This window comes from Phycicoccus flavus, from assembly GCF_004025965.2.
In the GTDB taxonomy this organism is placed as follows: domain Bacteria; phylum Actinomycetota; class Actinomycetes; order Actinomycetales; family Dermatophilaceae; genus Phycicoccus; species Phycicoccus flavus.
In genome coordinates this window covers 54,276-64,714 of the sequence record NZ_SAYU02000016.1, presented here as the reverse complement: position 1 = coordinate 64,714, position 10,439 = coordinate 54,276, and the positions used below count along the sequence as shown (strand labels likewise).

Annotated in this window: 9 protein-coding genes; all 9 read right to left on the bottom strand. The window is 76.8% G+C overall.

All coding sequences use genetic code 11. The annotated features are described in order from the left end of the window. Positions 1-1,271, bottom strand: a 1,271-nt coding sequence (locus tag EPD83_RS06975; RefSeq protein WP_128368613.1) for a CTP synthase, incomplete at its 3' end; no start/stop codon positions are given. Positions 1,272-1,335: 64 nt separating this feature from the next. After that, entirely contained in the window at positions 1,336-2,415 is a 1,080-nt protein-coding gene (locus EPD83_RS06970) for a glycosyltransferase family 4 protein (protein ID WP_165566397.1), read from the bottom strand. After that, the gene (gene murJ, locus EPD83_RS06965) at positions 2,412-4,043 is read right to left on the bottom strand and encodes a murein biosynthesis integral membrane protein MurJ (protein ID WP_165566396.1); all 1,632 of its coding nucleotides are present in this window, start codon (positions 4,041-4,043) and stop codon (positions 2,412-2,414) included. Before murJ ends, EPD83_RS06970 begins: the two co-directional genes overlap by 4 nt. Beyond that, positions 4,040-4,855, bottom strand: coding sequence for a hypothetical protein (locus EPD83_RS06960; RefSeq protein ID WP_128366830.1), 816 nt, complete (start codon positions 4,853-4,855; stop codon positions 4,040-4,042). Before EPD83_RS06960 ends, murJ begins: the two co-directional genes overlap by 4 nt. Beyond that, positions 4,852-5,808, bottom strand: coding sequence for a copper transporter (locus EPD83_RS06955; RefSeq protein ID WP_164896416.1), 957 nt, complete (start codon positions 5,806-5,808; stop codon positions 4,852-4,854). Before EPD83_RS06955 ends, EPD83_RS06960 begins: the two co-directional genes overlap by 4 nt. After that, on the bottom strand, positions 5,805-6,983 hold the full coding sequence (steA, locus tag EPD83_RS06950; protein WP_128366832.1) for a putative cytokinetic ring protein SteA: 1,179 nt from the start codon (positions 6,981-6,983) through the stop codon (positions 5,805-5,807). The genes EPD83_RS06955 and steA overlap by 4 nt, the downstream gene beginning before the upstream one ends. Positions 6,984-7,008: 25 nt before the next feature. Continuing rightward, positions 7,009-8,697 (bottom strand): DNA repair protein RecN, encoded by a 1,689-nt coding sequence (recN, locus tag EPD83_RS06945; RefSeq protein WP_128366833.1) that lies wholly within the window; start codon positions 8,695-8,697, stop codon positions 7,009-7,011. Continuing rightward, complete coding sequence (locus tag EPD83_RS06940; RefSeq protein ID WP_165566395.1) at positions 8,694-9,626, bottom strand: NAD kinase; 933 nt, start codon at positions 9,624-9,626, stop codon at positions 8,694-8,696. Before EPD83_RS06940 ends, recN begins: the two co-directional genes overlap by 4 nt. Beyond that, positions 9,623-10,438, bottom strand: a complete 816-nt coding sequence (locus EPD83_RS06935) for a TlyA family RNA methyltransferase (RefSeq protein WP_165566399.1) — start codon at positions 10,436-10,438, stop codon at positions 9,623-9,625. The genes EPD83_RS06940 and EPD83_RS06935 overlap by 4 nt, the downstream gene beginning before the upstream one ends. Position 10,439: the final 1 nt, after the last annotated feature.

The window sequence follows — 10,439 nt, the reverse complement described above, 5'->3', positions numbered from 1 at the left end:
GGGTGCGGGGTGTCGGGGTCGAACTCGGTCGAGCTCGCGCCCTCGATGCCCGCGACGGTACGGGCGTACTCGATGACCATGCACTGGAGGCCGAGGCAAATGCCGAGCGTCGGGACGCCCCGCTCGCGGGCCCAGCGCAGCGCCCCGACCTTGCCCTCGATGCCGCGCACGCCGAAGCCGCCGGGCACGAGCACGGCGTCGACGCCGCCGAGCGCCCGCTGCGCCCCGGCGTCGGTGTCGCAGTCGTCGGAGGTGACCCAGCGGATGCGGACCCGGGCGTCGTGGTGGAAGCCGCCCGCCCGCAGCGCCTCGGTGACCGAGAGGTAGGCGTCGGGCAGGTCGACGTACTTGCCGACGAGGGCGACCTCGACCTCGTGCTCGGGCCGGTGCACCCGCTCCAGCAGGGTGTCCCACCGGGTCCAGTCGACGTCGCGGAAGACGAGCCCGAGCCGGCGCACGACGTAGGCGTCCAGGCCCTCGCGGTGCAGCACCTTGGGGATGTCGTAGATGCTGGGCGCGTCGACGGCCGCGGCGCAGGCCTCGTTGTCGACGTCGCACATGAGGCTGATCTTGCGCTTGATGGACTCCGGGATCTCCCGGTCGGCGCGCAGGACGAGGGCGTCGGGCTGGATGCCGACCTGCCGCAGCGCCGCGACGGAGTGCTGGGTCGGCTTGGTCTTCAGCTCACCGCTCGGGGCGAGGTAGGGCACGAGCGAGACGTGGAGGAAGAAGACGCTGTCGCGGCCGAGGTCGTGGCGCACCTGGCGGGCGGCCTCGAGGAAGGGCAGGGACTCGATGTCGCCGACGGTGCCGCCGATCTCGGTGATGATGACGTCCGGCGCGTCCGCGTCCGCGACGCCCGGGGAGCCGGCCGCCTGGGCCCGCATCCGCTCCTTGAGCTCGTTCGTGATGTGCGGGATGACCTGGACGGTGTCGCCGAGGAACTCCCCGCGCCGCTCCTTCTGGATGACCCGGTTGTAGACCTGGCCGGTGGTGACGTTCGCGCTGCCGCGCAGGTTGACGTCGAGGAAGCGCTCGTAGTGCCCGATGTCGAGGTCGGTCTCGGCGCCGTCGTCGGTGACGAAGACCTCGCCGTGCTGGAACGGGTTCATCGTCCCGGGGTCGACGTTGAGGTAGGGGTCGAGCTTCTGCATCGTCACCCGCAGCCCCCGCGCCCGGAGCAGGTGCCCGAGGCTGGAGGCGGTGAGCCCCTTGCCGAGCGAGGAGGCCACGCCTCCGGTCACGAAGATCTGTTTCGTCTGCAGCACCACGGGCCTCCACTCTACGTCATCGGTCGGGGTCGCCCGGGACGCCGCACCGGGGGTGGACGCCTGCTCAGAGCAGTCCGAGCACGGTGGCGTAGGCGCCCTCGGCGGCGGCCAGGGCGTCGGCGTCGGTGGGCAGCTCCCCGGACCGCTCGACGGCCTTGGAGCGCAGGTCGTCGCGGACGCCGCCGTGGGTGACGACGTCGCGGACGGCGCGGGAGAGGGACACCGGGTCGCCGGGCGGCACGAGGATGCCGGCGTCGCCGAGCACGGCCCCGGTGCCGCCGACGTCGGTGGCGACGATCGCGGCCCCGGCGTGCAGCGCCTCCTGGAGCCACACCGGCTGCCCCTCCCACAGGGCGCTGGAGACGACGACGTCCGCGGCGGTCAGCAGGTCGGGGACGTCGTCGCGCCGGCCGAGCAGCCGGACCGGCAGCCCCTCGACGTCGATCCGCCGCTGCAGCCGGGCCCGCAGCGGACCCTCCCCGGCGACGACGGTGAGCAGGTCGAGGTCGGTGAGCTCGGCGTGCGCGTCGAGCAGCCCGTCCAGGCCCTTCTGCGGTGCGAGCCGGCCGACGACGACGCCGAGGCGGGTGCGGGCGTCGATGCCGAGCTCGGCGTGGACGGCGTAGCGGTCCGCGGTGGGCAGGCGGGGCGCCGGAGCGGGGACGACCGCGAAGCCGGTGCCGCGGGCACCGAGGTGCTCCATCCGGGTCACGAGGTCGGCCGAGACGCCGAGGACGAGCGCGCTCCCGCGGGCGACGATCCGCTCGAGCCCGGCGTAGACGGCGGCCAGGCCGCGGCCCGTGGGTGGGGCGTTGTGCACCGTGACCACGACGGGGACGCCGCCGCGGGCGGCGGCCAGCACGGCCAGCGCGCCCGCCCGCAGGCCGTGGGCGTGCACGACGTCGGCACCCCGGGCCACCGCGGACAGCGTGGCGAGCGCCCGGGCGTCGTGCACGGGGTGCGGCCGGGCGCCCACCGGGACGGGGACGACGGCGACGAGACCGGGCAGGTCGAGGGTGTCGGCGACCGCGGGCGGACCGGCGACGACGACGTCATGACCGGCGCCGCTGAGCAGCCGCGCGAGCCCCTGGACGTGCTTCCCCACCCCGCCCGCGCTCGTCCCGAGCACGAGGAGCACCTTCACCGTCCGCCCCCTTCCCGGCGCCGCGCCCGCCCCCGGTCGCGGATCTCGCCCATCATCGTCCGGTCACCGTAGAACACGGCGAGGACACCTGTGGCCAGCGCGGCCGCCCCGGCGGCGATCCCCCAGCCGAGCGTCGGCAGCAGCGCGTCGTAGGTGCCCTGGCGCGAGACGAGGTCCCCGACGCCGACCGCGAGGGCCAGCGCGACGACGACCGCGCCGGTCGTGCGCCCGAGCCCCCGGGTCACCTCGGGCCCCCAGGCCCGGCGGACGAGGACGACGAGCGACAGCCCGGCGAGGGTCATCCCCAGGGTGGAGAAGACGCCGAGGACCCGCAGGACGGTGTCGGCGGACGCCCCGCCGCCGGCGACGAGCAGCGGCGGCAGGGCGGCGACCGCCCAGCCGGCGGCGGTCGCGACGCCGGCGTCCATCGGGGCGCCGCGGACGTAGAGCGCCCGGGTGAGCAGGGCGACGAGGCCGAAGCCGACGAGGCCCGGCACGTAGGCGAGGACCGCCCCGGGCAGCGCGGCGAGGGCCGCCGGGCTCGCGCCCTCGGGACCGCGGTTCGCGTCGAGGATGCGGAAGAAGGCCCCGATGGCCGGGGCGGCGGCCATGAGGACCCCGGCGGCCACGCCGGTGAGGACGAGCACGGCCCGCAGCGAGCGGGTGAGGGTGGCGCGGGTGTCGGCGCCCCCGGCGTGGCCGAGGGCGATGGCCGGGAAGGTGCTCTGCGCGATGGGCACGGCGACGACGGCGTAGGGCAGGAGGTAGACCGCCTGCGCGTAGGTGTAGACGGCCGTGACCCCGCGGTCGACCGAGTGGTAGGCGAGCCACAGGGTGGCGAGCACGGTCCCCTGCTGGCCCACGAGGGCGAGGACGCCGGCGCCGGCGAGGTGGCCGATGCGGCGGCGGTCGTCGGTCTCGAGCCGCAGGGCCGGCCGCCAGCGCCAGCCGGTGCGCAGGGCGGGGACGAGCAGCGGCAGCGAGAGCACCGCCACGCCGAGCGTCGTCCCCCAGCCGAGCACGGCGACGGCCCGGTCGGGCACGGCCGCGGGAGAGGTCTCGCCGTCGACGATCGCCGCGTACCAGAGGTAGCTGACGAGGACGACGACCGAGGACATCAGGGGGGCGAGCGCGGCGAGGAGGAAGCGCCGGTGGGCGTGCAGGAGGCCGGTGAGGACGATGCCGAGCCCGTAGAGCGGGACCTGGAGGGCGAAGATGCGCAGCAGGGTCGTCCCGACGGCGAGCGAGCGCGGGTCGCGCTCCTCGACCAGCCAGCCGACCACCGGCTCGGCGAGGAGGAGCAGCAGCAGCCCCAGGGGCACGAGGGCCACGAGGGTCCAGGTGAGGAGGACCGACGCCAGCCGGTCCGCGCGCTCCCGCTCCCCCGCGCCCAGCCGGTGGGCGATGAGCGGCACGGCGACCGCTGCGAGCGTGCCGCCGGCGGCGACCTCGAAGACGACGTTGGGCAGCGCGTTGACGCCCTGGTAGATGCTGCCGACCCCGTCGGCGCGCACCGCCTCGGAGAAGACGAGGACCCGCCCGAAGCCGGCCACCCGGGCCAGCAGGGTGACGGCGGAGATGAGCCCCGCCGCGCCCGCGATCCCGAGCGCGGCGCGTCGACGCGTCATCGGGCGGGCCGTCCCCAGGCGTCGAGGTCCCGCAGCACCGGGGTGGCCTCGATGACCGCGGTGAAGCTCACCCGCTCGGAGGCGAGGGTGAGCCCGGCGAGCGCGGTCAGCGCGACGAGGCGTCCGGCCCGGCCGGCGCGGGCGACGAGGGCGGCGCCGACGAGCGCGCCGGCGGCGTTGGCGCCGGTGTCGCCGAGCATGGCCCGGCCGGCGAGGTCCTCCGGCAGCACCCCCAGGGAGGCCCCGAGCGCGGCGGCCGCCGAGGCCGAGCCGGGCCGGCCGGCCAGCAGCAGCGGCGTGGCGGCGAGGACCGTCGCCTTGAGGGCCCGTCCGGGGCGCAGGTCGAGCAGGTTGGCGAGGTTGGCCGCCCCCGCGACGACGCCGCCCGCGACGAGCGTGTCCAGCGCCCCGACGTCGGGGCGGTCGCGGTCGGCGAGGGCAGCGGCGAGCAGACCGGTGAGCCCGATCCCGGCGACCTTGACGGCGCCCGTGGTCACCTCGCCGCGTCCGACGGCGCCGAGGTGGCCCCGCAGGCCCTTGGCGGACCCGTCGCCGGCGAGGTCGTCCAGGGTCCCGAAGGCGCCGGCGCCGACGAGGGCCAGCGCTCCGGCGGCGGCCGGCCGCCCGGCGACGAGGGCGCCGAGGACACCGCCCGCGAGCCAGGCGGGCCCCTCCAGCAGGGTCACCGGGGCGCCGGCGTGGTTGGTGCGCGTCCACCGCGGCGCGCGGACCCGGCGCACGAGGACGCGCGAGGCGAGCGCGGAGCCGCCCGCCGCGACCACCGCCGCCGCGAGGTCCCGCCCCACGGTCACGTGCCCGGGACCGGGGCGAAGGCGGCGTCGGCGCCGGGCGCGAGGCCGTACTGACCGGAGGAGCCGCCGTCCTGCTCGCGCAGCGCGAACACGACGCTCGCGGTCCCCATGGGGTCGGCGGCGTCGTCGACCGTGGAGACCGACGCGGTGGCGTCGGAGTCACCGCGCAGGGTCGTGAGGACGGAGACCCCGTCGGACTCGCTGCCGACGTCGGCGGCGAGCACCGCGCCGCGCGAGCGGGTGTCGAGGGCACGGGTGAGGGTCACCCAGGCCTCGGCCGCCGCCGTGCGGGCCTGCTCGTCGCCGTCCGAGACCGCGCCGGACACGACGACGACCAGCTCGCCGCGGGTGAACTGCTCGGCGTCCTCCGACAGCAGCCCGGCGTCGGCGAGGACGGCGAGACCGGCCCGCGCGGTCGTGTCGTCCGGCCCGCTGTCCCCAGCCGGCGCGGAGCGGGTGAGGAGCTCGGCCAGGAGCGCGTCGCGGGGCGGGCCCTGCGCCCCCGAGAGGTCGACGCCCGAGGTCGCCGCGGCCTGCTGCACCGCCTCGTTGCGGGCGGCCTCGACCGTCGGGTCGGTGGACACCCAGTCGGCGGCCACCGACGTCGTCGACGCCACCCGGCCCCCGGCGTCGCCGACCGCGGTGACGACGGACTCCCCGACCGAGGCGTCCGCGCCCGGCAGGACGACGACGGCCACGGTGCGTCCCTCGAGGGCTCCGGCGACGACCCGCGGGGAGATCGCGGCGAGGAAGGCGTCGCGCTGCTCCAGCTCGGTCCGGCCGGTGGCCACCTGGCTGTTGAGCTCGGCCTTGTCGTCGCGCAGGGAGGCGATCTCGCCCTGGAGGGTCGAGCCGATCTCGCCCTGCAGCGGCCCCGCGCCGAGCACGATGCCCACGGCCAGCGCGAGGAAGATCGAGACGATGGAGACGATGTGGTAGCGGAAGTCGATCACGTGAACACCCCTGCGACGGCGGCGACGAGGTCGTCGAGCCAGGCGGCCATGACCTCGAGGATGGCGCGGCCGCCGTCCGTGGACCACATCGCCGCGCCGAGGGCGAAGACGCCGACGACGAGCATGAGGAGGATGCTGAAGGAGGAGATGCGGGTCCGGTAGAGCCGGCTCACCCCCTTGGCGTCGACGAGCTTGCCGCCGACCCGCAGCCGGGTGAGGAAGGTGCTGGCCATCCCCGAGCGCCCCTTGTCGAGGAACTCGACGAGGGTGGCGTGGGTGCCGACGGCGACGATGAGCGTGGCGCCCTTGTCGTCGGCGAGGAGCATGGCGACGTCCTCGCTCGTGCCGGTGGCGGGGAAGACGACCGGGTCGACCCCGAGCGAGCGCACCCGCTCCAGCCCGGGGGCGTTGCCGTCGCGGTAGGCGTGCACGACGATCTCGGCGCCGCAGCGCAGCGCGCCGTCGGACACCGAGTCCATGTCCCCGACGATGAGGTGCGGGGTGTGCCGGGCCTCGATGAGCGCGTCCGCTCCGCCGTCGACGCCGATGAGCACCGGCTTGAACTCGCGGATGTACGGCCGCAGGATCTCCAGGTCCTCCTTGTAGTGGTAGCCGCGCACGACGATGAGGACGTGCCGGCCGTCGAGGTCGGTGTCGATCTGCGGCACGCCGACGCCGTCGAAGAGCAGCTCGCGCTCCTTGCGCAGGTAGTCCATCGTGTTCTCGGCGAAGGCCTCGATCTCGGCCGACAGCCCGGCCCGCGCCCGGGTCATCGCCTCCTGCACGGCGTCGCGGTCCAGCAGCCGCCCGTCGCCGACCTCCTCGTCCCCGGCGAGGAGGCGGCCCTCGGTGAGCCGCACGGGGGTGCCCTCCTTGAGCGCCATGACGTCGGGGCCGGCCCGGTCCAGCAGCGGCACCCCGGCGGCGACGAGGATCTCGGGGCCGAGGTTGGGGTAGCGCCCGGAGATGGACGCGGCGGCGTTGACGACGGCGGCCGGCCGGCAGGCGACGAGCGCCTCGGCACTGACCCGGTCGATGTCCTGGTGGTCGATGACCGCGACGTCCCCCGGCCGGAGCCGCTTGGTGAGGTTCTTCGTGCGCCGGTCGACCCGGACCGGACCCCGGCAGCCGTCGGCCGAGCCGCGGTCCCGACGGGAGGGCAGGCGGATGGACATCGCGCTCATCCTGCCAGAGCCGGGCTCAGGGCCGGGAACGCGCGAGGAGGTCGCGGGCGTGGTCCAGGGCCGCGTCGGTGCCCGACCCGCCGAGCATCCGCGCGAGCTCGGCGACCCGGTCCTCGCCCTCGACCTCGTGGACCATGCTGCGGGTGACGTGCCCGTCGTCGGACTTCTCGACGACGAGGTGGCGGTCCGCGTGCGCCGCGACCTGCGCGAGGTGGGTGACGACGACGACCTGGGCGTGCCGGGCCAGCGCGGCCAGCCGGGCCCCGACGTCGAGGGCCGCGCGCCCGCCGACCCCGGCGTCGACCTCGTCGAAGACGAAGGTGGGGACGGACGAGGCGCCGTCGGCGGTGGCGACCTCGATGGCGAGCATGACCCGCGACAGCTCGCCGCCGGAGGCCGCGCGGACCACCGAGCGCGGCGTCGTGCCGGGCCCGGAGGCGAGGCGCACCTCGACGACGTCCCGCCCGTCGGGGCCGTGACGGCCGGCGTCCTCGACCGCGACGGTGACGGTGGCCGAGCCCATCGCCAGGTGCGCGAGCTCCTCGGTGATCCGGGCCCCGAGCGTGGCGGCGGCCTCCTGGCGACAGGCGGTGAGCCGCGCGGCCACCTCCTCCCGCTCGGCCGTGAGCTCCTCGGCCCGTCGCTCGAGGTCGCCGATCCGGTCGCCGGTGCCCTCGAGCAGCTCGACGCGGGCGGCGGCCTCGCGGCCCCACTCGAGGACGTCGTCGACGGTCTCGCCGTAGAGACGGGTCAGCTCGGTGAGGGCGGCCCGCCTGGCCTCGACGTGGTCCAGCCGCGCCGGGTCGACGTCGGCGTCGGCCAGGTAGGAGCCGAGGTCGGCCGCGACGTCGGCGGCCAGGTAACGCAGCTCGTCGACCCGGGTGCCGAGGGCGGCGAGCGCGGGGTCGCTGGCGGACGCCTGGCCGATCCGGGTGGCGGCCCCGGCCAGGGCGTCGAGCACACCGGGCGCGGCGGCGGGGTCGTCGGGGTCGCCGCTCAGCGCGTCGTGCGCGGCGCCGGCCGCCGCCCGTAGCTCCTCGGCGTGCCCGAGCCGGTCGGACTCGGCGCGCAGCGCGGCGTCCTCGCCCGGCCGGGGGTCCAGCGCCTCGATCCGCTCCAGCCCGGTGCGCAGGGACTCGGCCTCACGGGCCCGCTCGGCGGCGGCGGCGCGCAGGTCGGCGAGCTCGGCCTCGGCGGCGGTGAGGTCGGCGTGCACGCGCCGGTGGGCCTCGAGGGCCTCCTGGAGGTCGGGGCCGGCCGAGGCGTCGAGCACCTCGCGGTGCTGGTCGGCCCGGCGCAGCCGCCACTGGTCGGCCTGGCCGTGGACGGCGACGAGGTGCTCGGCCAGCTCGCCGAGGACGCCCACGGGGGCGGCGCGGCCGCCGACGTGCGCCCGGGAGCGGCCGTCGGCCTGCACGGTGCGCACGAGCACCAGCCCGTCGGCGACGTCGGCCCCGGCCTCCTCGGCGCGGACGGTGGCGGGGTGGCCGTCGGGGAGGTTGAGGACCCCCTCGACGACGGTGCGCGCCGCACCGGTGCGCACGAGGGCGGAGTCGCCGCGGCCCCCGAGCAGGAGCCCGAGCCCGGTGACGACCATCGTCTTGCCGGCCCCGGTCTCGCCGGAGAGGACCGTGAGCCCGGGGTGCAGCGGCAGCACGGCCTCGTCGATGACGCCGAGGTCGCGGATCCGGATCTCCTCGATCACGGCCGGGGCTCCGCCCCCCGGGAGCGCCGGGCCCCGCCGCGCCAGCCGTGCACCGGGAGGTCGAACTTCTGGACGAGCCGGTCGGTGAACACGCCCGCGGAGAGCCGGGCGAGGCGCACCGGCTGCGCGGAGCGCTGGACCTCGACCTGGGCGCCGGGCGGCAGCGGGGCGGCGCGGCGGCCGTCGCACCACAGGACGGCGCGCGCGTCGGAGTCCGGCAGCAGCTGCACTGCGACGTGCGAGGTGGGGCCGACGAGCACGGAGCGGGCGAAGAGGGCGTGCGCGCTGATGGGGACGAGCAGCAGCGCCTCGACGTCGGGCCAGACGACGGGCCCGCCGGCCGAGAACGCGTAGGCGGTCGACCCCGTCGGGGTCGCGACGACGACACCGTCGCAGCCCCACGTCGACAGGGGCCGGCCGTCGATCTCGACGGTGAGCTCGAGCATCCGCTCGCGGGCGGCCTTCTCGACCGTCACCTCGTTGAGGGCCCACGACGAGAACACCTCGCGGCCGTCGGCCCGCGCCCGCACCTCGAGGGTCGTGCGCTCCTCGACCGTGTAGTCGCGGGCGCAGATGTGCTCGACGGTGGCGTCGAGGTCCTCGCGCTCGGCCTCGGCGAGGAAGCCGACGTGCCCGAGGTTGACCCCGAGCAGCGGCGCGCCCGAGCCGCGGGAGATCTCCGCTCCGCGCAGGATCGTGCCGTCGCCGCCGAGGACGCACACGAGCTCGCAGTCGAGGTCGTCGTCGTGCTCGTCGACCGCGCCGACGCCCTCGACCCGGGACAGCGGTGTGTCGTGCAGGTCGGCGCGCGGAGCGCACACCCCGATGCCGGAGCCGAGCAGCTTGCCCGCCACGGCGGCGGCGAGCTCCCGGGCGTCGGCCCGGGTGGCGTGGGTGACGAGCAGGACCCGGCGCGTCGGCGTCGTCATGGTCCTCCTCCGTCGGTGTCGTGGACGACGGCCTCGACGGCCGCCTCCACCTCGTCCCCCGTCATTGTGTCCGACGCCTCCGACCGTGCCCACAACAGGTACTCGGCGTTGCCCGTCGACCCGGTGACGGGCGAGGGCGCCAGGGCCCGGGCGCGGAGCCCGCGGTCGGCGAACGCCGCGAGGACCGAGCGCAGCGCGTCGGCCCGGTCGCCCGCGTCGGTGACGACGCCGCGCGACCCGAGCCGGGCCCGGCCGACCTCGAACTGCGGCTTGACGAGGGCGACGAGGTCGCCGCCCGGCGCGAGGAGGGCGGCCAGCTCCGCGGCGACGAGGGTGAGGGAGATGAAGGACAGGTCGGTGACGACGACGTCGAAGGGGCCGCCGAGGGAGGCCGGGTCGACGCCGCGCACGGTGGTGCCGGAGCGGTCGCTGACCCGGGGATCCGCGGCGAGGGCCGGGACCAGCTGCCCGCGGCCGACGTCGAGGGCCACGACGTGGGCGGCACCGGCGTCGAGGAGGACCTCGGTGAAACCGCCGGTGGAGGCACCGACGTCGACGGCGCTGCGACCGCGCACGTCGAGCCCGAGCGGGGTCCACCGGTCGAGGGCGGCGCGCAGCTTGAGGGCGCCGCGCCCGACCCAGCGCGCCCCGTCCCCGGACAGGACGATGTCGCTCACCGGGTCGACGGGATGCGCCGGCTTGCGGGCCGGGCGGCCGTCGACCGACACCCGCCCGGCGGCCACGAGGTCGCGCGCGTCGCCCCGCGAGCGGGCCAGGCCGCGCCGCACCAGCTCGGCGTCGAGCCGCGGGATG

Excerpts from the sequence above, each read along its gene's own strand:
- murJ (WP_165566396.1), bottom strand. The coding sequence starts at position 4,043 with ATGACGCGTCGACGCGCCGCGCTCGGGATCGCGGGCGCGGCGGGGCTC.
- steA (WP_128366832.1), bottom strand. The coding sequence starts at position 6,983 with ATGTCCATCCGCCTGCCCTCCCGTCGGGACCGCGGCTCGGCCGACGGC.
- EPD83_RS06940 (WP_165566395.1), bottom strand. The coding sequence starts at position 9,626 with ATGACGACGCCGACGCGCCGGGTCCTGCTCGTCACCCACGCCACCCGG.